Origin of the sequence: Methylobacterium hispanicum (assembly GCF_022179285.1) — a bacterium.
GTDB classification, from domain to species: Bacteria; Pseudomonadota; Alphaproteobacteria; order Rhizobiales; family Beijerinckiaceae; genus Methylobacterium; species Methylobacterium hispanicum.
Window position 1 is genome coordinate 86572 of record NZ_BPQO01000016.1, and the last position, 26975, is coordinate 113546.

Genomic DNA, 26975 nt, shown 5'->3' on the forward strand with positions numbered 1-26975 from the left:
CCCTGTCCGCCCCGCTAACCGCATGATGCCTCAAGGCATCGCCCGGCGCGACCGAGCGGCCACCGCGACTGTGGATAGCGGGCGCCGGCCGGAGACGAGGAGATCGCGATGACCGGCCCGAGACCCGAGCCCCGCATCGACCGGGCGCATCTCGCGGAGCAGACGGGCGGGGACGCGGACCTCGCCGCCGAGATCCTCGGCCTCTTCGCCGGCCAGTGCGACCGGCTGCTGCCGATGATCGCCGACACAGCGGCCGACCGGAGCGCGCGCGCCGACGCCGCCCACACGCTCAAGGGTTCGGCGGCCGGCGTCGGGGCGGGGGAGGTCCACGCGCTCTGCGAGGCGGCCGAAGCCGCTTTGCGCGCCGGCTCGGAGCCCGGGGCGGCGGCATTGCGGGAGGCGGTGGCCCGCGCCCTCGCCGAGATCGCGGACGCGGCGTGAGGGCGCAGGCATTCGTGAGGCGGCGCGGCATCCGGCACACTATCTGCCTGGCTGCACCCCGCGCGCGCTTGCATTCCGCGGTCCCTGCCGCCAAGCAGGCGCGCCGCCGTGCGACGGACCCTGGCGACAGACATCGGCGAAACGCCTGACGACCCCCGGAGCCTGAGATGCCCAAGATCACCTACATCGACGCCGCCGGTACGGCCCGGACCGTCGAGGGCAGCGTCGGTGCGACCGTGATGGAGACGGCGCTGCGCAACAACGTGCCGGGCATCGATGCCGAGTGTGGCGGCGCCTGCGCCTGCGCCACCTGCCACGTCTACGTCGCGGACGACTGGGCCGAGCGGGTCGGCCCCGCCGAGGACATGGAGCAGGACATGCTCGACTTCGCCTCCGACGTGCGGGCGACCTCGCGCCTCTCCTGCCAGATCAAGATCGCGCCGGAGTTCGACGGGCTCACTGTGCACACGCCGGCCCGCCAGGGCTGAGAGCCTCTCACGGAACTCCCTCTGTACCGTCGCGTGCAGAGGGAGGGCTCCCTGTATCGGGAGTTTCGTGAGGTGCTCTCAGGCGGCAGGCCTATCGCAGCAGCGACCGTGTCGCGCGGTCGATCCCGTCGGGCGTCAGCGGGAACATCCGGCCGCCGAGCAAGCGCTGCATCATGCCGATCGATTGCGTGTAGGCCCAGTGGCCTTCCGCCACCGGATTAAGCCACGCCGCCTTCGGGAAGTGGTCGAGAAGGCGCTGCATCCAGGCCGCGCCCGGCTCCTCGTTCCAGTGCTCGACCGAGCCGCCCGCCATCGCGATCTCGTAGGGGCTCATCGAGGCGTCGCCGACGAAGACGAGGCGGTAGTCCGGGCCGTAGGTACGGATCACGTCGAGGAGCGGCGTGCGGTCGTCGTGGCGCCGCGCGTTCTCGGTCCAGACCGCCTCGTAGGGGCAGTTGTGGAAGTAGTAGTGCGCGAGGTGCTTGAACTCGGAGCGCGCCGCCGAGAACAGCGTCTCGGCGAGCTCGATGTGCCAGTCCATCGAGCCGCCGACATCGAGGAAGAGCAGCACCTTCACGGCGTTGCGCCGCTCCGGACGCAGCTTCACGTCGAGATAGCCCTGGCGGGCGCTCGCGCGGATCGTGCCGTCGAGGTCGAGTTCCTCGGCGGCACCCGTGCGGGCGAAGCGGCGCAGGCGGCGTAGCGCGACGCGGACGTTGCGGGCCCCGAGTTCCACGGTGTCGTCGAGATCGCGGAAGTCGCGCCTGTCCCAGACCTTGACCGCGCGGAAGTTGCGGTTGCCGTCCTGGCCGATGCGCACCCCTTCCGGGTTGTAGCCGTAGGCGCCGAAGGGCGAGGTACCGCCCGTGCCGATCCATTTCGAGCCGCCCTGGTGACGCCCCTTCTGCTCGGCGAGGCGCTCTTTCAGGGTCTCGAACAGCTTGTCCCAGCCGAGCGCCCGGATCTCGGCCTTCTCGGCCTCGGTGAGGTGTTTCTCGACGAGCTTGCGCAGCCATTCCTCGGGGATGGCGCTCGGCGCGACCGTCTCGCCGACGCTCTCGAGGCCCCGGAACACCTGTCCGAAGACCCGGTCGAAGCGGTCGAGATGGCCCTCGTCCTTCACGAGCGCCGTACGGGCCAGGAAGTAGAACTCCTCCACCCGCTTCGCGGCGAGGTCGCGGTCGAGGGCATCGAGGAGGGTCAGGTACTCGCGCAGGGTGACGGGCACCTTCGCGTCGCGGAGCGCGGTGAAGAACTGCAGCAGCATGGGCCGATAACGCGCGGGCCGGGCGTCCGGGTCAAGCGCCGCCCACGCGGCGTCGGCCCGCGTCGGGGCCCGACTCCCGACCTCGTTTCCTGTGCATAGGCGCGATGACCTGTTGATAGCCCTCTATCGGCGCCGCAGCAGGTCACGAAAGCTGATGCGGGCATCACCACATTCGGTCGCGCGCTTTCTCGCGAGATACGGCTCCTGCGGAGGATCGGCGATGTCTGTTGTCCTGCGCGACATGCGCGACTTCAAGCGGTTCCTGGGGCGGTCGGGCGCGGTGATCGAGATCGTGCGCAACACCTTCATCGAGCGCCAGCCGGCGGCGACCCGGGAGGCCTACCGGGACAAGGGCATGCTGGCCCCACGCCATCTCCACTCAATGACCCGCAAGGCCGCGATCTTCCGGCTGGAGGGATATCCGGGCACGGTCTGGCTCTATTGGGATAAGGGCGCCCGCGGCTGGCGCTTCGAGGGCGACACGGTGACGGTTCCGCTGGACACCGGCCTCGGGCCGCCGGACGCGGTGACCTACCGCTGCCGCTTCGCGGACGGGGTCGAACCGGAGGAGCGGGCCGGGAAGACGGAGCGGCGCCGCGTGCCGACGGACCTGTTCGAGGCGGCCCCGGCCTGAGGCGCGCGACACGCTCCCTTCCCCTCTGCGGGGGAGGGGAAGCGGCCGCCGCTCACGCCGTCCGGCTGACCGGCTTCTCCTTCCCGTCCTTCGCCTCGCGCGCACCTTCCCGCGGCTCGGCGTGCTTGCCCACGGTCCGGCGGGCCCGGAAGACCGGCCGCGTGTCCGTCTCCTTCCGGCGCAGCATGGCGCGGTACTCGTCCCGCCGCTCGTGGATCGACGCGATGACGAGCCCCATCGGCACGCCGACATCGACCAGCACCGCTTCCGAGAGCTGGAGCGATGCCTCGATCGTCTCGGGCACCGCGTCGTCCACGCCCAGGTCGTAGAGGGCGGTAGCGTGGCGGGCGTCGCGGGCGCGGGCGACGATGGTCAGGTCCGGCCGCTCGGAGCGGGCGGCGGCCACCACCGCCTCGACGGCGCGCGGGTTGTCGAGGGTGACGACGAGGGCGCGGGCCGTGGCGATGTCGCAGCGGCGCAGCAGCTCCGGGTTCGCCGAGTCGCCGAAATAGACCGGGTTGCCGAGACGGCGCTGCTCGGCGACGCGGGCGGCGTCCGCGTCGAGGGCGAGGTAGGGGATCTTGTGCCGGGCCAGCATCTCGCCGACCTGGCGTCCGACGCGCCCGTAGCCCGCCACGATCACCCGGTTCTGCTGGCGGTCCGGCGGCGGCTCGGCCCGCGCCCGGCCGAGCTGGTGCTTCGCGGCCCGCTGCCCGATCCGACGGCCGAGGGCGGCCAGCCCCGGAATCATGATCATGGTGACGGTGGTGACGATGAGCGCCGCCGCCCCGACCTCCTCGGGCACGAGCCCCGTGGCCACCGCGCCGCCGATCAGCACGAAGGCGAACTCGCCGCCGGGGCCGAGCAGGAGCGCCGTCTCCAGCGCGACCGGCCGCGCGATCTTGAGCGCGGGCGCGGCCATCAGCACCACCACCGCCTTGATCAGGAGGAGGGCGAGCGACAGGCCGAGGATCGCGCCCGGCGCCGCGACGAGCTGGGCCGGGTCGAGGTTCATGCCGACCGAGACGAAGAATACGCCGAGCAGCAGCCCCTTGAACGGGTCGATCGTCGCCTCGATCGCCCGACGGTACTCGGTCTCGGCCAGAAGAAGCCCCGCCACGAAGGCGCCGAGCGTCATCGAGAGGCCGCTCGCCGCAGCCGTCAGCGCGGTCGCCACGATGACGAGCAGGCAGGCCGCCATGAACAGCTCGGTCGATTTGGTGCGGGCGACCAGCTGGAAGAGCGGGCGGAGCGCCAAGCGCCCCGCCACCACGATCAGCACGATCGCCACCGCCGCCTGGGCCAGCGCCAGGGCCAGGGCGCCGCCCATGTTGGCTCCGTCGCTGCGTCCGAGCACCGCGATGGCGAAGAGCGCGGGGGCGACCGCGAGGTCTTGGAACAGCAGCACCGCGAAGCTTGCCCGGCCGGTCGGCGTGTTGAGCCGCTTCTGCTCGGCCAGCACCGGCAGGACGACCGCCGTGGAGGAGAGCGCGAGCCCGATGCCGACGATCGCGGCGCCCGCGAGCGGCACCTTCAGGCCGAACAGGATCGCGCCGATCACCAGCGCGGAGCAGATCACCTGCAGCGAGCCGAGGCCGAAGACCAGCCGGCGCAGCGTGCGCAGGCGCTCCCAGGACAGCTCGATCCCGATCATGAACATCAGGAAGATCACGCCGAACTCGGCCAGATGCGCGATCTCGGTCCGGTTGCCGATGGTGAAGAGCGAGACCCAGCCGTACTGCTCGGACAGCCGGCCGAGGCCGAAGGGCCCGAGCAGGGCGCCCGCGCCGATGAAGCCCAGCACTGGGCTGATCCGCAGGCGATGGAACAGCGGCACCACGATCCCCGCCGTGACGAGGAATAGGATCGCCTCCTTGTAGGAGCCGGTATGGACCTCTGGCATGGCGCTCCGGTTCCGGCCCCGCGTCCGGTCGTCGTTCGGCCGGGATCATGGGCGGACCCTCGGGCAACCGCAATCCGGCCCGGTCCCGGCGGGGCGCCCTCGAGCGCATCCCACGGATGGGGCGTGGGGACAACCCAGGCAGGCCGCTTGCCTGCCCCACGCCCGGGTGAGGCATATGGGTCACCGCACGGCTCTTTCGGTGGATCCCCCGGCCGCGGCGCAAAATCGGCACATTATGCGCATACCGCGGCCGGTTAACGAACGGTAAAGCTCCAGCCCTCGACGCCTCGTCCGAGCCCCGGGAACCCCATGTCGAAGACACCTCCGAGCCGGGACGTCCAGCGCGAGCGGCGCGCCTGGTCACTCGAGTCCCAGCGGTGGAAGCACGAGCGCGACGTCGAGAAGGGCTACCGGATCAAGTGGGGCTACGTCGCGATCGCCTACCTCGTCGAGTTCATGGTGATCGGCGCCTCGCTCGCGGGCGCGTGGCTGTTCGCGGGCGTCTACAGCGACGGGGACTGGCACGCCTTCTACTTCATGCTGCTGGCGCCGCTGGTCTACGCGGCGGTCGAGCTCTGCCGCGTGCCGCTCGGCATCCTGGCCCGCACGCAGCGCTCCTGGTTCGTGCGGGGGCTGGCCATCGTCGGCATCATCTTCGCGGCGGGCGTGACCACGAAGTCGGTCTCGCAGCTCGGCGAGATGATGTTCCATCCCCGCCTGATGGAGGCCGCCCGCACCAAGACCGCACTGAAGGACGCGCAGGCCGACCGCGACAGCCTCGACAACCGGATCGGCGCGGCAGACGCGCGGGTGCAGCAGTACACGACGGAGCTCGACCAGATCGAGCGGCGCTCGACCGAGAACGCCGCGCAGCTCGCGAGCCTGCCGGCCCAGCGCTGCGAGAAGGTGTTCGGCACCAACAGCCGCGGCGTGCGCTACCAGAACCTGAAATGCGTCACCGACCCGCGCACCCAGACGCTCGCGGCGAGCGTGGCCAAGGCCGGCACCGACCGCGCCGCGCTGACCAAGGAGCTGGAGGAGGCCCGCAAGGCGCGCGCCGCCCTCGACCGCGGCCAGGCCGACCGGCGCGTGGCCGACGCCGAGCAGGCCTACCGCACCGCGGTCAACCGCTCGCAGCTGCACTCCTTCACCGCGATGGTCTACGGCGTCGATCCGATCGACGTGACGGACGCGCAGGTCCACGCCTTCCTGCGCATCTTCGTGTTCGTGCCCGCGCTCTGCGCCGCCTTCGCCTCGACGATCCTCGCCCTGTCGGCGGTCTCGGTGCGCAAGACCTTCATGGACGAGGACGACCTCGGCGCGACGATCGACCCGGCCGCGAGCCCCTACCTGATCGAGCAGCTCACCGAGGGCCTGCGCCAGGAGATCGGGCTGGTGCAGGCCCGGCCGCAGCGTGAGGCGCCCTCCGGAGCCGTGATCCCGCTCGACCGGCGCCAGCCCACCCAATCGGGGGCGCAAGGCCCCGCTCAGACTCCCGTCACCGCCAGCGCCGGAGCCGGTGCATGACCATCCACGCCGCGGGCACCCCCGAGAACATCGTGCTCGCCCAGCACGTCAACGGCCGCTTGCGGGCGGAGGCCCGCATCGTGGCGGCGCGCGCCTTCCTGTTCCGGGCGGCGGGCGCGGGGATCTTCGCGGCGCTCGCCGGCATCGGCGTCGGCGCGGGCGCCTACGGCTGGGCCTATCTCAGCCAGTACGAGTCGGCCGCCGAGCGCATCGCCCAGGCCATGCAGGCCGCCCTCGCGGACGTGACGATCAAGACCAAGGGCGAGGTCACGCTGACCGACAACGTGCTGAAGCTCGACCAGCCCGTGGCGGCCCCGCCCCAGACGCGGCCGGACATCGCCCAGGTGGTGGCCGCCCAGGCCAAGGGCGAGGACGGCAACGCGGCCGTGCGCACCACCTTCACGGTATTCAAGGCGGTGCCCTATCTCGACGGCAACATCGTCACCGGCTGGCAGTTCAAGGGCGACGAGAAGGTGCCGGAGTCGCAGTACTGCTACTTCTCCCATCCGCAGAAGTTCGGCAGCGACGTGCTGACCCAGGTCAACATCGCCATCAACGGGCAGGTGGCGCCGCAGACGAGTTCGCAGCTCAACCTGCAGCAGCTCTCGAAGAGCTGCATCTGGTTCGATCCGAAGAAGGTCTGACGCGGGCCGGGCGCGGCGGCATCGACGCGACGCGCGGCCGCGCATCCCGGGCAGGACCGGCTCTCCGATCCCGGGGTCTCGCGGACGTCCGGCCGTACGGCGACCCTGAAGGGCCGAATGCTGCATGTTGAGGATTTGTTAACCATAAACCGCAGAGGATCGTCTCTATTGACCGCTCAACGCGGCTTTGGGGGTGGGGATGATCATTGTTGTGGCCCTCGTCGGCATGCCGGTCGCGCTGATGGCGGTGACGCTCGCGGCCGACGCGATGCTGAAAGCCCATCCGAGCAAGGACGACCTCTGGCGACTTCCCAAGGTGTCGTCCCTGCGCGCGTGACCCCTCACCCCCGAGACGGTACAGCGCTTGCTCCCGGCCCACGCGCCGCCTAACTCGAAGGCGGACGACCAGAGCAGCAGGGACAGCCGGATGCGCTTCACCGGAACCGAGACCTACGTCGCGACGCCGGACCTGACCGCGGCGGTCAACGCCGCCATCGTGCTGGAGCGCCCGCTCCTGGTGAAGGGCGAGCCCGGCACCGGCAAGACGGTTCTCGCCGAGGAGATCGCCCGGGGCCTCGGCGCGCGGCTGCTGACCTGGAACGTCAAGTCGACGACCAGGGCGCAGCAGGGGCTCTACGAGTACGACGCGGTCTCGCGCCTGCGCGACTCGCAGCTCGGCGACCCGCGGGTCTCCGACATCGCGAACTACATCCGCCGCGGCAAGCTCTGGGAGGCCTTCGCGGCCGACGAGCGCCCGGTCCTGCTGATCGACGAGATCGACAAGGCCGACATCGAGTTCCCGAACGACCTGCTGACCGAACTCGACCGGATGGAGTTCCACGTCTACGAGACCGGCGAGACGGTCCGGGCCCGCCGGCGGCCGGTCGTGATCATCACCTCGAACAACGAGAAGGAGCTGCCGGACGCCTTCCTGCGACGCTGTTTCTTCCACTACATCCAGTTCCCGGACGCCGAGACGCTCCGGCGCATCGTCGAGGTGCATTATCCCGGCATCAAGCACCGGCTGGTCGAGGAGGCCCTGCGCGTCTTCCTGGAGACGCGCGAGGTGCCGGGGCTCAAGAAGAAGCCCTCGACCTCGGAACTGCTCGACTGGCTGAAGCTCCTAGTCTCCGAGGACGTCTCGCCCGAGACCCTGCGCGAGCGCGACGGCCGCAAGCTGATCCCGCCCCTGCACGGGGCGCTCCTGAAGAACGAGCAGGACGTGAGCCTGTTCGAGAAGCTCGCCTTCATGATGCGGCGCGACGGGCGCGGCGGCTGAACCCTCGCATTCGCGAGACCTCGGCCCAGATAGGGGGCCGGACGCGGGGGCGACCGGAGCCAGACCATGAAGACGAAGAAGCTCGGCCTCACCGGCCTCGACGTGTCGCCGCTCTGCCTCGGCTGCATGACCTACGGCGTGCCGGAGCGCGGGCCTCATCCCTGGACCATGCCGGAGGCCGAGAGCCGGCCGCTGCTGCGCCGCGCGCTCGACCTCGGGATCAACTTCCTCGACACGGCGAACTACTACTCGGACGGCACCTCCGAGGAGATCGTCGGGCGCGCGCTGAAGGACTTCGCCCGCCGCGACGACATCGTGCTCGCCACGAAGGTCTTCTACCCGCTCACCGACGCGCCGAACGCGGGCGGCCTCTCGCGCAAGGCGATCTTCCAGGCGATCGACGCCTCGCTGAAGCGGCTCGGCACCGACTACGTCGATCTCTACCAGATCCACCGCTGGGATTACGGCACGCCGATCGAGGTGACGCTGGAGGCGCTGCACGACGTCGTGAAGGCCGGCAAGGCGCGCGCCATCGGCGCCTCCTCGATGTACGCCTGGCAGTTCGCCAAGGCGCAGTACACCGCCGACCGCCACGGCTGGACGCGCTTCGCGACCATGCAGAACCACCTCAACCTGCTCCACCGCGAGGAGGAGCGCGAGATGATCCCGTTCTGCGTCGATCAGGGCGTGGCGCTGCTCCCCTGGAGCCCGCTCGCCCGCGGCCGGCTCACCCGCGACTGGGACGCGGCCTCCGCCCGGCAGGAGACCGACGAGGTCGGCAAGAACCTCTACGACGCCACCGCGGAGGCCGACCGAAAGGTGGTCGAGGCGGTGGCGCGCGTCGCCGAGGCCCGCGGCGTGCCCCGCGCGCAGGTTGCGCTGGCCTGGGTGCTGGCGCAGCCGAACGTCGCCGCCCCGATCGTCGGCGCCTCCAAGCCGCAGCATCTCGACGACGCGGTCGCGGCCCTCGACCTCCGGCTCACGCCCGAGGAGATCGCGACGCTCGAAGGTCCTTACGTCCCGCACGCCATCGTAGGTTTTCGCTGATGCGCCGCCTGATCCTCCTGCGCCACGCCAAGTCCGATCGGCCGCCGGGCGTGGCCGACCGCGACCGGCCGCTCAACCCGCGCGGCCGGCAGGCCGCCCCGCGGATGGGCGCCTACATCGCGGAAGCGGGGCTGCGCCCGGACCATGTGCTGGTCTCGCCCGCCCGGCGCACCCTGGAGACCTGGGACGCCGTGCGGGGGCCCCTCGACGGCAATCCGGGCGAGACCGTTCCGGCGCTCTACGAAGCCGGCGCGGCGCAGATCCTCGAGGTCGTGCGCGGCGCGCCCGACAACGCCGGCACGCTCCTCGTCGTCGGCCACAATCCGGGCCTGCAGGATTTCGCCACGGAGGCCGTCGGCAGCGGATCGAAGGCCGACCGGCGCCGCCTCGCCACGCAATTCCCCACGGCGGCCCTCGCGGTGATCGATTTCGAGGTCGGCGGGTGGGACGAGGTCGCCTCCGGGACGGGGCGGCTCGAACGCTTCGTCAAGCCGAAGGATCTCGGCGACGACGACGAGGACTGACACCGCCTCCGTTCGATCGCCGCGAAGGCGATCGGATCCCCCCTCTCCCCGCCGTGCCGGGAGAGGGGGATCCTCGGTACGCGAAAGAGATCGACCCGGTGCACCGTGGGCCGGATCATGGGCCGGATCATGGGTCGGATCATGGGTCGGCCCGCAAGCGGTTGCCCGCGGGTCCTATCCCTCCACCGGGGCCACCCGCCTTGCCTCGCCCTCCACCCGAGGCACGGGGCTCCCCGGCACGAAAGCGTCGAAGGCGGCCCAGAAATCCTCCCGGATCGGGTCGCGCTCGTGCAGGATCTCGTGGCGCGCGTCCGGCAGGACCAGGATCGTGCCGGCCTTGAGCCGGGCGGCGAAGCGCTCGGTCGCCGGCGTGCCGCAGACCGGGTCGGCACCCGCTCCGAGGATCAGGGTCGGCGTCGCGATGCGCGCCGGCAGCCGCGGGTCGCGCAGGCGCGCCATGGCCCGGAAGGCGCCCGCGAGCCACGCCACCGTCGGATCGCCCACCGCTCCCGCACCGACCGCCCGCGCCGCGGCGGCGTTTCGGGCGTAGCGGGCGGGATCGCGCGAGAGCCGGTTGCCCGGATAGGGCATCGTGGCGATCGAGGCGCCGGGATCGTGCGGGACGTAGCGACGGCCGCGCAGCCGATGTCCCAGGCCGAGCAGTGCTCCGACGCCCGGCACGTGCGACAGCCGGGGCACGAAGGCGCGACCGAGGCGCAACGCCTGGAGCGAGCGCGCCACCGCCGAGGCCGCCGCCGGCCACGCGACCATGCGGATCGAGAGCATCGGCGCCACGGTGACGATGCGGCCGAAGGGCAGCCAGCCCTCCGCCGCGCCCGTGAGGGCGACGCAGCCGCCCATCGAGTGGGCGAGGCAGTGGTAGGGCTCGGGCATGAGCGGCACGAGCACGCTCTCCTCGATCGCCTTGAGGTCGAGACGGTAATCGTCGAAGCGCGCCACGTGACCTTTACGCGGATCGTCGACCTGCCGGCCGGATTCGCCCTGGCCGCGCCAATCGAAGGCGACCACGCCGAAGCCCCGCGCGATCAGCTCGCGGATCACCTCGTAGTATTTCTCGATGAACTCGGCCCGCCCCTGCAGCAGGCAGACCGTCCCCCTGCCGCGCCGGGCCGGCGCCCGCCAGTAGGCCGCCCGCAGGGTCAGGCCGTCCCGCGTGCGCACGCCGATCAGCGTGCCGCCCGGCGGGACCGGGTTGTCGGGCGTCGAATCGAGGGTCAGCATCGGCGGATCCGGCTCTTGGGAGAGGATGCGAAAAAATTGCCGCGCGGTGGCATCGAGCGGTCTTGCGGGCCTTGAAGGCAGATCGGGCCGCTCCGATATCCTTGTCGTGCCGGCCAGGCGGCGGCACGACAACGGTCCGGCCCTCGGGCGGACCCTCTTGAATGCAGAGAAGCATGTTGCTCCACGGAGGATATGTTATGCGTCAGTTCGATCTTGCTCCCCTCTACCGCTCCACCGTCGGCTTCGACCGGCTGTTCTCGGCCCTCGACCAGTTCGTCAGCGCCGACAGCGTCCCGAGCTACCCGCCCTACAACATCGAGCGCACCGGCGAGAACGCGTACCGGATCACGGTCGCGGTCGCCGGCTTCACCGAGGCCGATCTGTCGATCGAGGTCAAGGAGAACGCGCTGACCCTGAAGGGCGAGCGCAAGGGCGACACCGCCCGCCGGGTGGAAGTGCTGCACCAGGGCATCGCCGCCCGCGGCTTCGAGCGCCGGTTCCAGCTCGCCGACTACGTCCAGGTGACGGGCGCGGCGCTGGAGAACGGCCTCCTCCACATCGATCTCGTCCGCGAGATCCCCGAGGCGAAGAAGCCGCGCCAGATCCAGATCGCCACCGGCCAGAAGACCGCGGCGATCGAGGGCGAGGTGCAGCAGGCGGCCTGAGCCGCCGGCACCGCGTGAGGGAGCGCCCCGGCCACCGGCCGGGGCGTTCTCGTGCGCGCTCAGTAATCGCCGAACCAGTCGCCGACGCCGGGCTCGAAGCAGGTGTAGCCCACGAAGCAGCGCGGCGCGTCGCGCGTCGGCACGAAGCCGGCGCGGGTCACCTCGGTCGGCGCGCAGAAATTGCGGTCGCGGACGTAGCGGTCGTAGGTCGGCCCGCCCGTGCCCAACACGATGCCGCCCGCCCGCAACACGGTCGCGCGGGCCTGCGCGCAGGTCATCGTCGTGCTGTCGGGCCGACCCTGCGCGCTCGCGGCGGTCGCCGCGCAGGTCAGCAGAAGGGCGGTGTAGGCGTGGCGCATGGGTGATCCCGCTCCCGGTCGGGCAGGAGGGGAACGCCGCCACGGGCGCAGGTTTCCGGTGCGCCGGCCTTCAGAAATCCCCCAGCGCGAGTTGGCCCTGGTTGCCCCGGCGCGGGGCGGGGGCCTTGCGCTCCTTCGGGGCAGCGGCCTTGCGGGGCTTCGCCTCGGCGCCCGCGGCCGAGCGCGGCGTATGCGACTTCGCCATCCGCTCCTTCGCCTTGTCGCGGGCGACCGCCTCGGGCGCCTGCGGATCGTCGCTGAGCCACTTGCCGCGCTTGATCACCTCGTTGACCCGGCCCTGGTTGACGCCGACCTTGAAGGCGATCTCCTGCTGGGTCATGCCCGTGGTCGCGTGCAGGTCGAGGATGGTGCGGGCGAGCTCCGGCGTCATCTTCTGACCCGTGAGCCGGCGGGCGGGCTTCACCGTGCGGGTGGCGCGGTCGCGCTCGCGCAGCCGTTCGAGGAGGGCGAGCGCCATGTTCATGCCGTGCTCGCGCAGGGCCTCCTCGAATTCCTTGAGCGTCGCCATCGACGAGTTCTCGCGTCACCGGGACGGGTGCGGGGCACCCGGAACATTCCTCGAACGTGCCGGATCCGGCCCCGGTTGCGCAACCCGCGCGCGGGCGCTCCGCCCCGGGCGTATCGCGGATCGCTGCGTCATCCACCGCTAAATCGGCTCGCTGGCGCCGGAACGGATGCTCGGCTACATCCCGGATCCGTTCACGCGGTGTCACAGCGGCAGGAATCGTCCGGGACATGATCAGCCCCATCCTCACCGTCTCGCAGTCGGACGCGCCGCACTCGCTGGCGTCGGCCCTGGAGGACGGCGCGGTCCTGCTCTTTCCCGATCTCGCCTTCCCGTTCAGCGATTTCGAGCGCCGCTTCGTCGAACGCCCCTTCGCGGACGGCAAGGCCAAGAACGTCAACATCCGCGGCGAGAACGCGGAGCTGCGCGGGGCGGCGGGCACCCCGGAGGAGCAGGAGGCCCTGCGCCAACTCCTCCTGCGCTACCGCGGCTTCGCGCAGGGGATCGTAGATCGCTATCTGCCCGATTACATCGGCCGGGTGAGCCTCGCCGGCACCTCCTACCGGCCCTTCGACGTGGACAAGCGCAAGCTGAGCTGGCGCCGCGACGACACGCGGCTGCACGTCGATGCCTTCCCGTCGAACCCGATCGGCGAGAAGCGGATCCTGCGCGTCTTCCGCAACATCAACCCGAGCGGCCAGCCGCGGCGTTGGCGCGTCGGCGAGGATTTCGGCTCGATGGCGGAGAAGTTCCTGCCGAAGCTGCCGGGCTACTCGCCGCTCTCGGCGCGGTTGCTGGCGGCCTTGCGCATTACCAAGGCGCGTCGCTCCGAGTACGACCACCTGATGCTGCACCTGCACGACGCGCTCAAGCAGGACGAAGCCTATCAAGCCCACGGCCCCCAGGCCGACGTGAACTTCCTGCCCGGCCAAACCTGGGTCACCTTCTCGGACCTCGTGATGCACGGGGCGATGGGCGGCCAGTACATGCTGGAACAGACCGCCTACCTGCCGGTCGCCGCCCAGGCCGACCCGGCCAAGAGCCCGCAGCGCATCCTGGCGGCCAAGCTCGGCCGCCCGCTGCTCTAGGAGACACCCGCTATGATCCTCGAGATCGCCCAGATCGACGTGAAGGCCGGAAGCGAGGCCGAGTTCGAGGCCGGCATCAAACAGGCCGCCGAGATCTTCCGCGCCGCGAAGGGCTGCGTCAGCTTCGCGGTGCGCCGCTCGGTCGAGAAGCCGCAGCGCTACCGCCTTCTGATCGAGTGGGAGACGCTGGAGGCGCACACGAAGGACTTCACCGGCTCGCAGGCCTGGAAGGATTACCGGGCCCTCGTCTCGCCCTGCTTCGAGGCTCCGCCGAGCGTCGAGCACACCGAGCTCGTGCTCCGGGCCTTCTGAGGATCGAGGATGCTGAACCGCCCCCTGCGCATCGGCACCCGCGGCAGCCCGATGGCGCTCGCCCAGACCGGCATGGTGCGCGACCGGATCGTCGCGGCCAATCCCGGGTTGGAGACCGAGATCGTCGTGATCACGACGGTCGCCGACAAGGTGCTCGACCGGCCGCTCTCCGAGATCGGCGGCAAGGGTCTGTTCACCAAGGAGCTGGAGCAGGCGCTCTTCGCCGACGCGGTGGACGTCGCCGTCCACTCGATGAAGGACGTCGAGACCTGGCTGCCGGACGGGCTCGTGATCGCCTGCATCCTGGAGCGCGACGATCCGCGCGACGCCTTCCTGTCGCCGCACGCGGACGGGTTCGCGGGGCTCAAGCCCGGCGCGCGCGTCGGCACATCCTCGCTGCGGCGGGGCGCGCAGGTGCTGATGCGCCGGCCGGACCTGCAGATCGTGCCGCTGCGCGGCAACGCCAACACCCGCATGCGCAAGCTCGAAGCCGGCGAGTGCGACGCGACGCTGCTGGCCATCGCCGGCCTGCAGCGGCTCGGCCTGGAAAGTATGGCGCGCTCCGTGCTGGAGACCGACGACATGCTGCCGGCGGTGGCGCAAGGAGCGCTCGGCATCGAGTGCCGCGCGGACGACGAGGCGGTGCGGGCGCTGCTGGCGCCGGTCGCCTGCGCGCGCACCACGGTCGCGGTCGGCTGCGAGCGGGCGCTGCTGGCCGAGCTCGACGGCTCCTGCCGCACCCCGATCGCGGCGCTGGCGCGGATCGACGGGGATCGGCTGCAGCTCGACGGGCTGCTCTTCCTGCCGGACGGCAGCCGGCACTGGGCGGTGGCGCGCAGCGGCTCGGTCGCGGACGCGGACGCGATCGGCAGGGAAGCGGGCGCCGCGCTGAAGGCAGCGGCGGGCGAGACCTATACGCAGCACCTGCAATAGGCGGAGACCGACCCAGTCACGTCCCAAAGAAGGTGAGGCGCGATGTCCCTCCCCCCTCTGCGGGGGAGGGTGGCTCCTGCGTCAGCAGGGGCGGGATAGGGGAGCAACGGTGCCGGCCCGTGCTCGGTATCGACGCTGGGCCTCTTCCGGAAACTGTCGTCCCCTCACCCGACCCGCTTCGCAGGCCACCCTCTCCCGCGGGGGAGAGGGATGGGCGGACGGGAGGCGATTGATCGAGCAGTCGCACGGCCACCGCTCTTGATCGCCACACCCGCCTACTTCGACGTGGCGAACAGGCGCGAGACGAACCAGAGCGGCACCACCACCACGGCGCCGGCCAGGATCCAGCCGCCGAAATCGTGGAAGGTCGCGAGGCCGAGGTCGATCAGCGCGCGGGCCGAATCGTAGGCGTGCCAGAACAGCTGCCCTGGCGTCAGCCCGAGCATCGCCATCAAGGCGCCGACGAGGACCGACAGGAAGAGAAGCCGTAGGAACACCGCGGTCGGCGAGCCGCCGATGAAGCGGCGCAGGGCGTTGTCACGGCTGCGCGGGGGCTCGCCCGGATAGGCCTGGTACGATCCGCCCGCGCGGTGCCTGTCGTGCTCGACCATCATCTGCCTGCGACCTCAGGATTCAAGTCCGGTGCCATTCGGGATCCCTCGACTGAAGAGACCCCGAACCCGGCGGAAGCGTGACGCGAGCGTCACACCCCCGGCGAAACTCCCCTCCAACTCGGGCGTTGGGCGGTTTCACGGCTCGGCCGAGATGGCAACGCAAGCCCGGGCCGCCAAGATATCTGCAAGCAGCGCGCACGACAGACGCGGGCCGCACGCCCCAACCTGTGCGGCCGAACACACGGAACGACCGAGACGATGATCGACCACGCCCTGTTCGACCCGGCGACGATCGATCCGGAAACTCTGCGGCTCAACGCCGAGATCGTGGCCGCCCACGCGGCGCAGGCGGACCCGTGGACGCTGCCGATCGCCGAGGTGCGCGCGCGCCGCCGGGCCGGAACGCAGGCCTCGCCCGCGATGCCGCGCAGCGCCCGGGCCGAGACCATGCTGATCGACGGGCCCGGCGGCGCGCTGCCGCTGCGGGTGATCCGTCCGCGGCCGGGCGTGAAGCTGCGCGGCGCCTACCTGCACATCCACCGCGGCGGCTGGATCTGGGGTGGGGCGGACGAGCAGGACCCCTGGCTGGAGCGTATCGCCGACACCTGCGGCTTCGTCTGCCTCTCGGTCGAGTACCGGCTGGCGCCGGAGCACCCGTATCCGGCCGCGCTGCTCGATTGCGAGGCCGCCGCGCTCTGGCTCGCCGGGCCGGGCCGGGCGGAGTTCGGCATCTCCGCGCTCACCATCGGCGGCGAATCGGTCGGCGCGCACCTCGCCGTGATGGTGCTGCTGCGCCTGCGCGACCGCCACAAACTGCCCCGCGCCTTCCGGGGGGCCAATCTCAACGCGGGCTTCTACGACCTCGGACTGACGCCCTCCGTGCGCAACTGGGGTTCGGAGCGCCTCGTGGTGAACACCGAGGACCTCACCCGCTTCGCCGACGACTACGTGCGTGAGGGCATCGATCGGCGCCGCCCGGACGTCTCGCCGATCTACGCCGAGCTGAAGGGCCTGCCGCCCGCGCTCTTCACCATCGGTACGGCCGACCCGCTGCTGGACGACACGCTCTACATGGCCTCGCGCTGGGCGGCGGCCGGCAACGGCGGCCACACGGCCGTCTACGCGGGCGGCTGCCACATCTTCGTGCGCTATCCGGGCGCGATGAGCGAGCGCGCGCTGGAGCTGATCGACCGCTTCCTGATGGCGCTCGCCTGAGCGCGGATCGTCTTCCCCCGGCCTTCCGGGACTGGTTCGCGGGCCGCGGCTGGAGCCCGCGCCCGCACCAGCTCGAACTCCTGCGGATCGCGGGCGAGGGTCGCTCGGCGCTGCTCGTCGCGCCGACCGGGGCCGGCAAGACGCTGGCCGGATTCCTGCCGAGCCTCGTCGCCCTGAGCGGCACGAAGGCCGCGCAGCGCCGCGGCCTGCACACCCTCTACGTCTCGCCCCTCAAGGCGCTGGCGGTCGACATCGCCCGCAACCTGGAGGCGCCGGTCGCCGAGATGGGGCTGCCGGTCCGCATCGAGACCCGCACCGGCGACACGCCGGCCCACAAGCGCACCCGCCAGATCGCGAGGCCGCCGGACATCCTGCTGACCACACCGGAGCAGCTGGCGTTGCTGATCGCGCACCGCGAGGCGGCGGACCTGCTGGCGAACCTGCGCTGCGTCATCCTCGACGAGCTGCACGCGCTGGTCACCTCGAAGCGGGGCGACCTGCTCTCCCTGGCGCTCGCGCGGCTGCACCGGCTGAGCCCGGGGCTCACCGCGATCGGGCTGTCGGCCACCGTGCGGGAGCCGGACGAGCTGCGGCGGTATCTGGTGCCGCAAAGACCGAGCCTGACGCTCCCGGAGGCTTTCCCGTCCTCCCCTGCGGGGGAGGGTGGCAGGAGAGCCGAGGCCATGGCCGACCTCGTCGTGGTGAAGGGCGGCGCCCGGCCCGACCTGCGCCTGCTCGAATCCAACCGTCCCCTGCCGCTCGCCGGGCACACCGCCCACCAGTCGATGCCGGCGATCTATGAGCTCATCCGCCAGCACCGCACGGTGCTGGTCTTCGTCAACACCCGCCTGCAAGCCGAGTACACCTTCCAGGAACTCTGGCGACTCAACGACGACGTGCTGCCGATCGCGCTCCACCACGGCTCCCTCGACGCGCAGCAGCGCCGCCGGGTCGAGGCCGCGATGGCGGCGGGGCAGCTGCGCGCTATCGTCTGCACCGCGACGCTCGATCTCGGCATCGACTGGGGCGATGTCGATCTCGTGGTCAACATCGGCGCGCCGAAGGGCGCGAGCCGGATCATGCAACGGATCGGGCGGGCCAACCACCGCATGGACGAGCCCTCGAAGGCCTACCTCGTCCCCGCCAACCGCTTCGAGATCCTCGAGTGCCGCGCCGCGCTCGACGCCGTCGAGGCGGCCGCGCAGGATACGCCCGACGCGCGGGTCGGCGCCCTGGACGTGCTGGCCCAGCACGTGCTCGGCATGGCCTGCGCCGACGCGTTCGATCCGGTGCACCTGTACGAAGAGATCGTCTCGGCGGCGCCCTACGCGGGCCTCGCCTGGGAGGATTTCGAGGCGGTCGTCGACTACGTGGCGACCGGCGGCTACGCGCTGCGCGCCTACGAGCGCTTCGCCAAGATCCTGCGCGGGCCGGACGGGCTCTGGCGGGTGCGCGATGCCCGCACCGCCCAGCAGTACCGCATGAACGTCGGCACCATCGTGGAATCCGCGAAGGTGAAGGTGCGCCTCGTCCGCTCGGTGCGCGCCAAGCCCGGGACCATCCTGCCGAAGACCGGCCGGGTGCTCGGCGAGGTCGAGGAGGATTTCGCCGAAACGCTCTCCGCGGGCGACACCTTCCTGTTCTCCGGCGAGGTGCTGCGCTTCGAGGGTCTGATGGAGGACGAGGCCATGGTCACGCGGGCGGGACCCGGCACCGACCCGGCGATCCCCTCCTATGCCGGCTCCAAGTTCCCGCTCTCGACCTTCCTGGCCGCCCGGGTGCGGGCGCTGATCGCCGACCCGTTCGAATGGGACCGCCTGCCGAGGCAGGTCGCCGACTACCTCGTGCAGCAGCGCAGCCGTTCGGTGCTGCCGGGGCCGCGCGACCTCCTCGTCGAGACGTATCCGCGGGCGAAGCGCCACTACATCACCGCCTTCCCGTTCGAGGGACGGCTCGCCCACCAGACCCTCGGCATGCTGCTGACCCGCCGTCTGGAGCGGGCGGGCCTTCGCCCGCTGGGCTTTGCTGCCAACGATTACGGCCTCGCGATCTGGACGACGCGGGACATCTCGGAGCGCATCGCCCACGAACGGAATTTTCTGGCCGAGCTGTTCGCACAGGACATGCTGGGCGACGACCTCGAGGCGTGGCTCGCCGAATCCGCGATGATGAAGCGGACCTTCCGGCAATGCGCGGTGATCGCCGGGCTGATCGAGCGGCGGCATCCCGGCCAGAAGAAGACCGGGCGGCAGGTCACGATCTCGACGGATCTGGTCTACGACGTGCTGCGCAAGCACCAGCCCGACCACCTGCTCCTGCGCGCGGCGCGCCAGGATGCGGCAACCGGACTCCTCGACGTGAGGCGCCTCGGCATGATGCTAGAGCGCATCCAGGGGCGAATCATCCACCGGGCGCTCGACCGCGTCTCGCCGCTCTCCGTCTCCGTGATGCTGGAGATCGGGCGCGAGAAGGTCTACGGCGAGGGCGCGGACGAGATCCTGGCCGAGGCCGAGGCGCAGCTTCTCGAAGAGGCGCTGGGCTAGAGGCCGATGGCGCGCCCCGCTCCCCCGGATGAGGATGCGATCTTGGCGCTCGGCCAGAGACTTGAGAAGACGAGTAAGCCCACCGGCCTCACGCTCGCCGGCGAGGCGGCGGTGCTGGACCTGTCCGGCGCGCTCTGGCTGCCCGCGCACCGCACGCTTGTGGTCTCGGACCTGCACCTGGAGAAGGGCTCGGCGTTTGCCGCTCGCTCGGGCCAGTTCCTGCCGCCCTACGACACCCGCGAGACCCTGGCGAACCTGCACGAGGCTGTGCTGCGCCACGAGCCGGAGCGCGTGGTGGCGCTCGGGGATTCCTTCCACGACGCGCGCGGGCCGGAGCGCATGGAGCCCGGCGACCGGGCGATGGTGGCGGCCCTGCAGGCGGGGCGCGACTGGGTCTGGATCGCGGGCAACCACGATGCGGCGGTGCAGGAGGGCGTCGGCGGGCGCTACGCCGAGACGCTGACCCTCGGCGCTCTGACCCTGCGGCACGAGCCCGTCCCGGGGCCCGCGCCCGGCGAGGTGGCCGGCCACCTCCATCCCTGCGGCAAGGTGGCGATGCGGGGCCGTGCCGTGCGCCGCCGCTGCTTCGTCTCGGACGGTGCCCGCCTCGTCATGCCCGCCTTCGGCGCCTTCACGGGCGGGCTGAACGTGCGCGACAAGGCCTTCGAGCCGCTCTTCGCGACCGGCTTCACGGCACATCTCCTCGGCGACGGCCGGGTCTTCGCCATCGGCCGACAGATGCTGGCGCGGGACTGAGATCCAGGGGACCCCGAAGGATCTGCGGGCCCTTAGGCGGGGTTCGGGGCAGCGCTCCGAACCCTCAGGCCGCGGCCGGCCGGGCCGCGAGATCGAGCTCGGTGAAGTCGCAGTTGTCGAGCCAGATCCCCGTCAGATGGAAGAAGAACGTCCCGTGCCCGACCACCGCGATGGTGCGCTCGGGGCGCTGCCGCAGCCACGCCCGAAAATCCGCGACGCGCGCGTCGAACAGGTGGCGCGGCTCGACCGGATAATCGCCGACCTGCGAGCCGGCTTCCGCGTGCCACCACACCTCCGGCAGGTGCCCGACATCGAGGTGCGGGAACTCCGCCGCGATCTCGGAGGCCGCGCGGCCGACGTCGCAGCTGCTCTCCTGGCACTCCCGGTGCAGCACCTCCACCAGCACGCGCGGCGTGCTCGGATGCTCGCCGAACACGATCGCGCTGGTCTGGATCGCCCGGGTCAGGGGCGAAGTCACCACGAGGTCGAAGGGCACGTCGCGCAGGCGCTGGCGGGCGGCCTCGGCCTGGGCGTGGCCACGCTCGGTCAGGCGGGCATCGCGGTGGCCGGGATCCCGGCCGGTGGCCCGGTGGGCGGCGTTGAAGGTCGATTCGCCGTGGCGGAGGCAGACGATGCGGGTGGGGCTGCTCATCGGGTCTCGGGATCGCGGGGGAGGGCACCCCGGCGCGGCGGCCGGGGCGGGAAGCGTCAGGCGAAGCGGCCGCCGCGCTGGATCACCTCGATCTTGTAGCCGTCCGGGTCGGTGGCGAAGAAGAAGGTCGCGAGCGCCCGGTCGCCGTGCTTCAGCGTCTTCAGGTCGGTGGCGGGCAGGCCGGCCTCCTTGAAGCGGGCGTGCTCGGCCGCGACGTCATCGACCGTCACCGCGAGGTGGCCGTAGCCGTCACCGAGATTGTAGGCCTCGCTCCGGTCCTTGTTCACCGTGAGCTCCAGCTCGAACGGGGCTTCCGAATTGCTGAGATAAATCAGCGTGAAGTCCGGAAAATCGAGCCGCTCGGCCACGTCCAGCCCGAAGGCCGTGCGATAGTAGTCCACGGAGCGCGCCTCGTCCCGGACGCGGACCATGGCATGGACGAGCTTCGACATCGGATCCTTCCTGCGCGGGGGCGGTGATACGCCTCATGTGGCGCAGGAGACCGGAAGCGGAAGGGCCGGGGTCGTCGCAGGCGCGATCATCCCTCCGCCGCAGAGGGGGAGGGGACGCTCGTCTCACGCCACGCTCCGCTCGATCTGCTCCTCGTCGCAGATCACGCCCGCGCTGCCCTCGAACTCGGCGGTGATGTCGGTGGCGGCCTGTGCGGGAGCCGGAGCGGCGCGATCCTTGGCGAAGGTCTGCAGGAACAGGCGCATGACGTGGCGCACGCCCGCGTCGTTGATGGTGCGCTGGTCGTCGTTGTAGTAGCGGCCAGCATTCACGTTGCTGGTGACGATGTCGTAGGCCGGGAAGTACACCGCCCGCGGGTCGCCGGTGCAGGCCTCGCCGGCGGCCACCCGCAGCACCGACTTGGAGTAGCTGTTCGACTCCATCACGTGCCGGTCCATGTAGGTGGCGATCATCGGCACGGGCGAGACCGTGAAGATCACGCGCGCCGCCGGGTTCACGCTCCAGAGCCTGTCGAGGAAGCCGCGCAGGTCCCCCAGCACCTCGGCCGCGCCCGCGTTGACGCATTCGTAGAGGTCGGGGTCGAAGGTGCCGCCCGCCACGCCCGGCGCCAGCGGCAGCGCCGCTCCGTCGGCGCGCCAGCGCCAGCCCTCGGTGAGGCCCAGCGTCAGCACGAAGACGTCCAGCGTCTCGAAGAGGCGGCGCACCTCGGCGAGATGCGCGTCGCGGGCGGCGATCACCTCGGCCTCGCTGGCGAAGCCGTCGGGCTCGACGGTCGGGCGGAACGGATCGACGTAGCGTCCGTCCTCGCGCAGCCACGCCGTCAGCTCGGGCTCGAAGCGGCCGTAGGCCCGGTCGAAGAGCTGCACGAACTGGCGCGTGTAATAGAGGTTGCCGTAGCGGGCCGAGAAGGTGCCGAACTGGCGGGCATTGGCCTCGTTGCCGCTCATGCCGGGCGCGGGCGCCTCGGTGAGATAGTAGTTGAACCCGGCCTCCCGAAGGGCCTCGGCGACGCGCTGGGCGAAGCAGGAGCCCCCGGTCGCCACCTTGTCGGTCCGGGCGATCGCGAAGGTCTCCCTCGGATGCGGGTTGACCGCGAAGGGCGGCACGTTGGTGACGACCTTGCGCCAGAATCGCTCGGCCGGTAGACCCGTATACGGATTTGAAGCCAACTTCCCGATCCTTCGCCCGATGCGGTAAGAGCGTCTCGCATAGACCGCGAAATCCGCTCCCGCGAGACCCCCGGCACAGCCTTGGCCATCAGCGATCTGCCCCGGCGCGCCCGCAGCGCGTTCTCCTTGTCGGCGCCATCCTGGGCAAGACCGTGGCGTGCCAAGGCTGCGGACGACGGCCGCAAGGGTCCGAGCATCGCGGTTCTGGGCAATTGCCAGGGTCGCGGCGTCGCGCAGGCGATGCGGCTGCTCGCGCCCGGGAGCCCGGTCCGCTACCTCTCGATGGGCACGCTGCGGCGCGACCACGGCACGCTGGACGGGCTGGCGGCCACGCTCGCGGGCTTCGACCACGTCTACTCCCAGGCCTTCCCGGGCGGCCTGCTGCCGGGGGGCGACAGCGGCACGCTGTTCGCGCGCGAACGGCGCCTGAAGATGTTCCCGACGATCGTGTTCTCGGCCTTCCACCCGGACATGGTCTATGCGGGCCGCACCCAGAACCTCGCCGACCAGAAGCTCGCCGCCTCGCCGCTTGGGCAGTACCACTCGGCGATCGCGCTCTGCGCGCATCGCCTCGGCCTCACCGTGGCCCAGACCGCGGGCCTGTTCCGCGAGGACGTGTTCCAGCGGCTCGGCTACTTCGACCACTGGGACCCGGCAGTGCGCGAGCTGGTCGGCAACTCGGCGGCGGTCGGATTCGGCCTGGAGCGCGAGGTCGGCCGCTGGAGCCGGCGCGGCGCCTTCATGCACGTGATCAACCACCCGAAGGCCTTCGTCATCGGCGACATCGCCCGGCGGCTGCTGGCCGAGAGCGGTTTCACCCCGGAGCCCGTCGCCGTGGAGGACTATCTCGGCGACGAGCTGGTCCACGACGTGGTCTGGCCGGTCTACCCGCCCGTGGCGGAGCAGTTCGGCATCGCCGGCTCCTACCTGTTCAAGCGCAAGCCCCGCGGGGCGGCCTTCCCGGTCCTCTACGATCTCGAAGGGTTCATCGCGGCGAGCTTCGCGCTCTACGACGCCGCCGCACCGGGCGACCTCTCCTGCCCGCGCGTCGAGACCTGGGCGACCTCGCCCTGGATCGCCGAGATCTTCCTGGCGGCGAAGGGTTAGAGCGCTCTCCGCCGAAGTGGACGCCGGTTCGGCGCAAGAGAGCGCGTCAAGGCAAGAGCTCGGAGCCGTTTCCGATCGCAGCGCGATCGGAAACGGCTCCGGGGCTCAGCCCGCCGCCCGAAGGCCGTCGTCCGACACGCCGTCGCGCATCATCCGCACCAGGGCGTTGACCTCGCGGATCTGGAAGGGCTTGCGCAGGTAGAGGCTGCCCGGCACCGCCCGCGGCGGCAGCTTCGCGGCCGTCGAGGTGTAGACCACCGGCCGGTCGGGATGGGCGGCCCGGAAGGCCTCCGCCACGGTCCAGCCGTCGATCAGACCCGGCAGGTTGATGTCGGTGAACAGCCAGTCGATCGTCGCGCCGCGCTCGCGCAGGATCGTCAGCGCGGCCTCGCCGCTGGACGCCTCGATGACCCGCGTGCCCTGCGAGGCGCAGAGCTGCGCGATGATCTCCAAGAGCATGAAGCTGTCCTCGACCACGAGGACGTTGTGTACCGGGCGCATCGTTCGAACCATTCCGTCGATCCGACCGAATTCGCGTCCGTCTTGGTTGAGGAAGGGTTAAACCCCTCGACGAGGACTGTTCTCCAGCCCCTGTACTGTAGCGTCGGCGCAACGCTCGACCCGTGTCGAGACGAGAGAGCGCCGCGCCGCCGCCGCGATGCCGCATTCGGGGCCTGTAAGCGCGGCCGTGATGCGCCGCCGAAGGGCCGGCGACGCGCTCCGTGCCGGACGGGGTGCGCGGGCACACGGCGGAGCGCCGCGAAGCCTGATCGAAAGCTCCTGTCAAGGTTGACGGAACCTCTGCTTAACCGGGCCGGCCTATGAGGGTCGGGAGACACACGCCGCGGATGCGCCTTGGAGTCCGGCTGCCGGCCTCGGGTGCCCGCCTCAAGGAGTTGAGACCAGCCATGACCGTTTCCCCGCGCCTGCGCGCCGTCTCCCTCGGCCTCGCGCTCTGCGCGGCGCTGGGCCTCGGCGCCTGCTCGAAGGACTCGAACCTCGCCGACGCCTCGGGCTTCGGCGCCGGTGCCGGCGGGGCGGGCGGCGCGGGCGTGCCCGGCAGCGCCCAGGACTTCGTGGTGAACATCGGCGACCGCGTCTTCTTCGAGTCGGACTCGACCGACCTGACGCCGACCGCGACCGCCACCCTCGACAAGCAGGCCGCATGGCTGCAGCGCTACCCGCGCTACAGCTTCCTCATCGAGGGCCACGCCGACGAGCGCGGCACGCGCGAGTACAACTTCTCGCTCGGCGCCCGCCGCGCCCAGTCGGTGACCGACTACCTCGCCTCCCGCGGCATCGCGGCCGGCCGGATGCGCACCGTGTCCTACGGCAAGGAGCGCCCGGTCGCGGTCTGCAACGACATCTCGTGCTGGTCGCAGAACCGCCGCGCCGTCACCGTGCTCGACCGCGGCGCCGGTTCGTAGGCCAGGCATGCAAGCTTTGCCGCGCCGCCGCATTTTTGCCGCGGCGCCACGCATCTGCTACCGGCAGGCCGCGCCGGCGCGAGATCGCCGCCGCGGCCTGCCGCAACGTCCGGTGCCGACATCCATGCTCCGCCGCCTCCTGCTCTCGACCTCGCTCATCCTCGCCACCGCGCTGCCGGCCGCGTCCCAGGACGCCTCCGAGTTCGTGGTGCGCCTCGGCCGGCTGGAGAACCAGTCGCGGATGATGGCCGGGCAGATCGAGACGCTCCAGTACGAGAACCGCCAGCTCAAGGAGCAGCTGCGCAAGTTCCAGGAGGACGTGGAGTACCGGCTGAACGAGAAGAGCGGGGCCAAGCCCGCGCCGTCGGGCAATACGGGCCCGGTCAACGGCACGAATCCCGGTGCGGGCAAGCCCCAGAAGCGCGGCGACGCCTTCGACCCCGACCAGAACCCCGGCCGGCCCGGCGCCCCGCGCCAGCTCGGCTCCACCGAGCCCTCCGCGCCGATCGCCGCTCCGCCCGCCGCGCAGCAGCCCGCGCCGGTCGCGCGCCGCATGCCCCAGGGCGCGATCGACGAGGCCGAGGAGGCCGAGGCCGCCGCTCCGGGCTACGACGAGCCCGTCGATCTCGCGCCGCCCGGCCGTGTGGGGACCACCGGTGCCCTGCCGAACCGCCCGAGCGCGAGCGTGGCCGCGACCGGTTCGGGCGATGCCCGCTCGGACTACGAGGCCGCTTTCGCCAACATCCAGGCCCGCCGCTACGAGCAGGCCGAGATGGACCTGCGCCAGTTCATCCAGTCGCACCCGCGCGACACCCACGTGCCGGCCGCCACCTACTGGCTCGGCGAGAGCTACCTGCAGCGCAACCGCAACCGTGAGGCGGCCGAGCAGTTCCTGAAGGTCTCGACAGACTACGCCCGGTCGCCGCAGGCGCCGGAAGCGATGCTGAAGCTCGGCGTCTCGCTCAACGCGCTCGGCGCCCGCGAGCAGGCCTGCGCCACGCTGGCCGAGCTGGAGCGCAAGTTCCCCGCCGCCGGCCAGGGCGTGCGCCAGGGCGTGGCGCGCGAGCAGAAGCGCGCCCGCTGCACCGCTTGAGCCGCGAGGGGGGCGACGCCCTCCTGGCGGCGCTCGCGCCGCACCTGACCCAACCCTGCCTGCTCGCCGTCTCGGGGGGCCCGGATTCGACGGCCCTGATGCACGCCGCCGCCGCCGCGCGCGGGCCCGCCGCCCTCCATGCCGCGACGGTCGATCACGGCCTCCGGCCCGAGGCGCGGGACGAGGCGGAGGCGGTCGCCCGCCAAGCCGGCGCCCTCGGCATCCCTCACACCATCCTGACCTGGTCCCCTCGCGGCCCGCATCCCGGAACCGGCATCCAGGCCGCGGCGCGCGCGGCGCGCTACCGACTGCTCGCGGCACACGCCACGGAGGTCGGCGCCGCGCGGCTCCTCACGGCCCACACCCGAGACGACCAGGCCGAGACGGTATTGATGCGGCTCTGTGCCGGCAGCGGCCCGGCCGGGCTCGCCGGGATGCGGCCCGAGCGGGACCTCGGCGCCGGGCTGACGCTCGCCCGGCCCTTCCTCCGCCTCGCCAAGGCGTCCCTTGTGGCGTGGTGCGACGCCCGCGGCATCGCCTACCTCCGCGACCCTTCGAACCAGGACGAGCGATTCGCCCGGGCCCGGCTGCGGCGGATGCTCCCGCTCCTCGCCGCCGAGGGCCTGACCGTCGAGCGCCTCGTCCGGCTCGCCGAGCGAGCCGCCCGCGACGACGCGGCGCTCGACCGGTTGGCCGCGGACGCGCTCGCCCGCCTCACGCGGGCCGGTGAGGGCGTGATCGACGGCCGTGCCCTCGCAGTCCTCCCGGAGGCGATCGCCCTGCGGGTGCTCGACCGCGCGCTCGACCGGGCCGGCGCACGGCCGGGGCGCCTCGAGCGCCTGGAGCGCCTCGCCGACGCGCTTCTGTCCGCGCTCCGGGAGGGCCGACCGCAGCGCCGTACCTTCCGCGGCTTCCTGATCGCGGCCGATCCGCAGGGGACGATCCGGCTCGCTCCGGCGCCCCCGCGGGCCGCGATCCGCGGCGACGACTTACTTGGCAACGGATAGGCCTCTGCCTACATTGGGCGCTGAGTGCCGGATCGCCCGCAG

Annotated in this window: 30 protein-coding genes; 20 read left to right on the forward strand and 10 right to left on the reverse strand. The window is 71.6% G+C overall.

The window, feature by feature from the left end:
* Positions 1-108: 108 nt before the first annotated feature.
* Both MFF56_RS18315 and MFF56_RS18320 read left to right on the forward strand, forming a co-directional pair.
* Positions 109-441, forward strand: coding sequence for an Hpt domain-containing protein (locus tag MFF56_RS18315; RefSeq protein ID WP_066919776.1), 333 nt, complete (start codon positions 109-111; stop codon positions 439-441).
* Between the two features lie 167 nt (positions 442-608).
* A complete protein-coding gene (locus MFF56_RS18320) occupies positions 609-929 on the forward strand; it encodes a 2Fe-2S iron-sulfur cluster-binding protein (RefSeq protein ID WP_066919778.1) in 321 nt (106 codons plus the stop codon).
* Between the two features lie 91 nt (positions 930-1020).
* Here MFF56_RS18320 and MFF56_RS18325 read toward each other — a convergent pair whose 3' ends face one another.
* Positions 1021-2196, reverse strand: coding sequence for a vWA domain-containing protein (locus MFF56_RS18325; protein ID WP_066919779.1), 1176 nt, complete (start codon positions 2194-2196; stop codon positions 1021-1023).
* A gap of 220 nt (positions 2197-2416) precedes the next feature.
* Here MFF56_RS18325 and MFF56_RS18330 point away from each other — a divergent pair, with 220 nt between their 5' ends.
* Positions 2417-2830 (forward strand): hypothetical protein, encoded by a 414-nt coding sequence (locus MFF56_RS18330; protein ID WP_066919781.1) that lies wholly within the window; start codon positions 2417-2419, stop codon positions 2828-2830.
* Between the two features lie 52 nt (positions 2831-2882).
* On the opposite strand, the gene MFF56_RS18335 is transcribed toward MFF56_RS18330, so the two are convergent.
* Positions 2883-4733: a cation:proton antiporter domain-containing protein gene (locus tag MFF56_RS18335; protein ID WP_066919783.1), complete on the reverse strand. Its 1851-nt coding sequence runs from the start codon at positions 4731-4733 to the stop codon at positions 2883-2885.
* A gap of 309 nt (positions 4734-5042) precedes the next feature.
* On the opposite strand from MFF56_RS18335, the gene MFF56_RS18340 reads away from it, so the two are divergent.
* From MFF56_RS18340 to MFF56_RS18365, 6 genes are all read left to right on the forward strand, one after another.
* On the forward strand, positions 5043-6260 hold the full coding sequence (locus MFF56_RS18340) for a GumC domain-containing protein (RefSeq protein WP_066919785.1): 1218 nt from the start codon (positions 5043-5045) through the stop codon (positions 6258-6260).
* Positions 6257-6904: a hypothetical protein gene (locus tag MFF56_RS18345; RefSeq protein WP_066919787.1), complete on the forward strand. Its 648-nt coding sequence runs from the start codon at positions 6257-6259 to the stop codon at positions 6902-6904. Before MFF56_RS18340 ends, MFF56_RS18345 begins: the two co-directional genes overlap by 4 nt.
* Before the next feature lie 199 nt (positions 6905-7103).
* Positions 7104-7241 carry a hypothetical protein gene (locus MFF56_RS18350; protein WP_156453554.1) on the forward strand — a complete coding sequence of 46 codons (138 nt, stop codon included), beginning with the start codon at positions 7104-7106 and terminating at the stop codon, positions 7239-7241.
* Positions 7242-7331: 90 nt separating this feature from the next.
* Positions 7332-8183 (forward strand): AAA family ATPase, encoded by an 852-nt coding sequence (locus MFF56_RS18355; RefSeq protein ID WP_066919789.1) that lies wholly within the window; start codon positions 7332-7334, stop codon positions 8181-8183.
* A 66-nt stretch (positions 8184-8249) separates the two neighbouring features.
* Complete coding sequence (locus MFF56_RS18360; RefSeq protein ID WP_066919791.1) at positions 8250-9230, forward strand: aldo/keto reductase; 981 nt, start codon at positions 8250-8252, stop codon at positions 9228-9230.
* A complete protein-coding gene (locus MFF56_RS18365; RefSeq protein ID WP_066919793.1) occupies positions 9230-9754 on the forward strand; it encodes a SixA phosphatase family protein in 525 nt (174 codons plus the stop codon). Before MFF56_RS18360 ends, MFF56_RS18365 begins: the two co-directional genes overlap by 1 nt.
* A gap of 174 nt (positions 9755-9928) precedes the next feature.
* Here MFF56_RS18365 and MFF56_RS18370 read toward each other — a convergent pair whose 3' ends face one another.
* On the reverse strand, positions 9929-10996 hold the full coding sequence (locus MFF56_RS18370; protein ID WP_066919795.1) for an alpha/beta fold hydrolase: 1068 nt from the start codon (positions 10994-10996) through the stop codon (positions 9929-9931).
* Positions 10997-11193: 197 nt separating this feature from the next.
* Between MFF56_RS18370 and MFF56_RS18375 the strand changes: the two genes are divergently transcribed.
* A complete protein-coding gene (locus tag MFF56_RS18375) occupies positions 11194-11661 on the forward strand; it encodes an Hsp20 family protein (protein ID WP_066919797.1) in 468 nt (155 codons plus the stop codon).
* A 59-nt stretch (positions 11662-11720) separates the two neighbouring features.
* Here MFF56_RS18375 and MFF56_RS18380 read toward each other — a convergent pair whose 3' ends face one another.
* Positions 11721-12020 (reverse strand): hypothetical protein, encoded by a 300-nt coding sequence (locus tag MFF56_RS18380; protein ID WP_066919798.1) that lies wholly within the window; start codon positions 12018-12020, stop codon positions 11721-11723.
* Between the two features lie 70 nt (positions 12021-12090).
* Positions 12091-12549: an RNA polymerase subunit sigma-70 gene (locus MFF56_RS18385; RefSeq protein WP_066919799.1), complete on the reverse strand. Its 459-nt coding sequence runs from the start codon at positions 12547-12549 to the stop codon at positions 12091-12093.
* Positions 12550-12776: 227 nt separating this feature from the next.
* Here MFF56_RS18385 and kdoO point away from each other — a divergent pair, with 227 nt between their 5' ends.
* From kdoO to hemC, 3 genes are read left to right on the forward strand one after another with little or no spacing between them, the layout of a single operon-like run.
* Positions 12777-13634, forward strand: a complete 858-nt coding sequence (gene kdoO / locus MFF56_RS18390) for a Kdo hydroxylase KdoO (protein WP_066919800.1) — start codon at positions 12777-12779, stop codon at positions 13632-13634.
* A 12-nt stretch (positions 13635-13646) separates the two neighbouring features.
* Complete coding sequence (locus tag MFF56_RS18395; protein WP_066919801.1) at positions 13647-13946, forward strand: antibiotic biosynthesis monooxygenase family protein; 300 nt, start codon at positions 13647-13649, stop codon at positions 13944-13946.
* Between the two features lie 9 nt (positions 13947-13955).
* Positions 13956-14879 (forward strand): hydroxymethylbilane synthase, encoded by a 924-nt coding sequence (hemC, locus tag MFF56_RS18400; protein ID WP_066919803.1) that lies wholly within the window; start codon positions 13956-13958, stop codon positions 14877-14879.
* A gap of 275 nt (positions 14880-15154) precedes the next feature.
* Here hemC and MFF56_RS18405 read toward each other — a convergent pair whose 3' ends face one another.
* Positions 15155-15493 carry a DUF6460 domain-containing protein gene (locus MFF56_RS18405; protein ID WP_066919805.1) on the reverse strand — a complete coding sequence of 113 codons (339 nt, stop codon included), beginning with the start codon at positions 15491-15493 and terminating at the stop codon, positions 15155-15157.
* 258 nt (positions 15494-15751) lie between these two features.
* On the opposite strand from MFF56_RS18405, the gene MFF56_RS18410 reads away from it, so the two are divergent.
* Genes MFF56_RS18410 through pdeM form a run of 3 tightly spaced genes read left to right on the forward strand, consistent with a single transcriptional unit; the run spans position 15752 to position 20007 of the window.
* Complete coding sequence (locus tag MFF56_RS18410; RefSeq protein WP_066919807.1) at positions 15752-16708, forward strand: alpha/beta hydrolase; 957 nt, start codon at positions 15752-15754, stop codon at positions 16706-16708.
* Positions 16705-19251: a ligase-associated DNA damage response DEXH box helicase gene (locus MFF56_RS18415; RefSeq protein WP_066919809.1), complete on the forward strand. Its 2547-nt coding sequence runs from the start codon at positions 16705-16707 to the stop codon at positions 19249-19251. Before MFF56_RS18410 ends, MFF56_RS18415 begins: the two co-directional genes overlap by 4 nt.
* 42 nt (positions 19252-19293) lie before the next feature.
* The gene (gene pdeM / locus MFF56_RS18420) at positions 19294-20007 is read left to right on the forward strand and encodes a ligase-associated DNA damage response endonuclease PdeM (RefSeq protein WP_066919821.1); all 714 of its coding nucleotides are present in this window, start codon (positions 19294-19296) and stop codon (positions 20005-20007) included.
* A gap of 64 nt (positions 20008-20071) precedes the next feature.
* Here the strand turns inward: pdeM and MFF56_RS18425 are convergent, their stop codons facing one another.
* The 3 genes from MFF56_RS18425 to MFF56_RS18435 all read right to left on the reverse strand — a co-directional run bounded on the left by MFF56_RS18425 (position 20072) and on the right by MFF56_RS18435 (position 22299).
* Positions 20072-20659, reverse strand: a complete 588-nt coding sequence (locus MFF56_RS18425; protein WP_066919811.1) for a histidine phosphatase family protein — start codon at positions 20657-20659, stop codon at positions 20072-20074.
* 56 nt (positions 20660-20715) lie between these two features.
* Positions 20716-21111 (reverse strand): VOC family protein, encoded by a 396-nt coding sequence (locus MFF56_RS18430; protein ID WP_066919813.1) that lies wholly within the window; start codon positions 21109-21111, stop codon positions 20716-20718.
* 123 nt (positions 21112-21234) lie between these two features.
* Entirely contained in the window at positions 21235-22299 is a 1065-nt protein-coding gene (locus tag MFF56_RS18435) for a GSCFA domain-containing protein (protein ID WP_066919815.1), read from the reverse strand.
* A gap of 81 nt (positions 22300-22380) precedes the next feature.
* On the opposite strand from MFF56_RS18435, the gene MFF56_RS18440 reads away from it, so the two are divergent.
* Positions 22381-23406 (forward strand): WcbI family polysaccharide biosynthesis putative acetyltransferase, encoded by a 1026-nt coding sequence (locus MFF56_RS18440; RefSeq protein WP_082772906.1) that lies wholly within the window; start codon positions 22381-22383, stop codon positions 23404-23406.
* A 105-nt stretch (positions 23407-23511) separates the two neighbouring features.
* On the opposite strand, the gene MFF56_RS18445 is transcribed toward MFF56_RS18440, so the two are convergent.
* Positions 23512-23907 carry a response regulator gene (locus MFF56_RS18445; protein ID WP_066919817.1) on the reverse strand — a complete coding sequence of 132 codons (396 nt, stop codon included), beginning with the start codon at positions 23905-23907 and terminating at the stop codon, positions 23512-23514.
* Positions 23908-24314: 407 nt separating this feature from the next.
* Here MFF56_RS18445 and pal point away from each other — a divergent pair, with 407 nt between their 5' ends.
* The 3 genes from pal (at position 24315) to tilS (ending at position 26933) form a co-directional block, all read left to right on the forward strand.
* Positions 24315-24833, forward strand: coding sequence for a peptidoglycan-associated lipoprotein Pal (gene pal, locus MFF56_RS18450; RefSeq protein ID WP_066919819.1), 519 nt, complete (start codon positions 24315-24317; stop codon positions 24831-24833).
* Positions 24834-24957: 124 nt separating this feature from the next.
* Positions 24958-25926, forward strand: coding sequence for a tol-pal system protein YbgF (ybgF, locus tag MFF56_RS18455; protein ID WP_066919574.1), 969 nt, complete (start codon positions 24958-24960; stop codon positions 25924-25926).
* Positions 25923-26933, forward strand: coding sequence for a tRNA lysidine(34) synthetase TilS (gene tilS / locus MFF56_RS18460; RefSeq protein ID WP_373324124.1), 1011 nt, complete (start codon positions 25923-25925; stop codon positions 26931-26933). The genes ybgF and tilS overlap by 4 nt, the downstream gene beginning before the upstream one ends.
* The last annotated feature ends 42 nt before the right edge of the window (positions 26934-26975 follow it).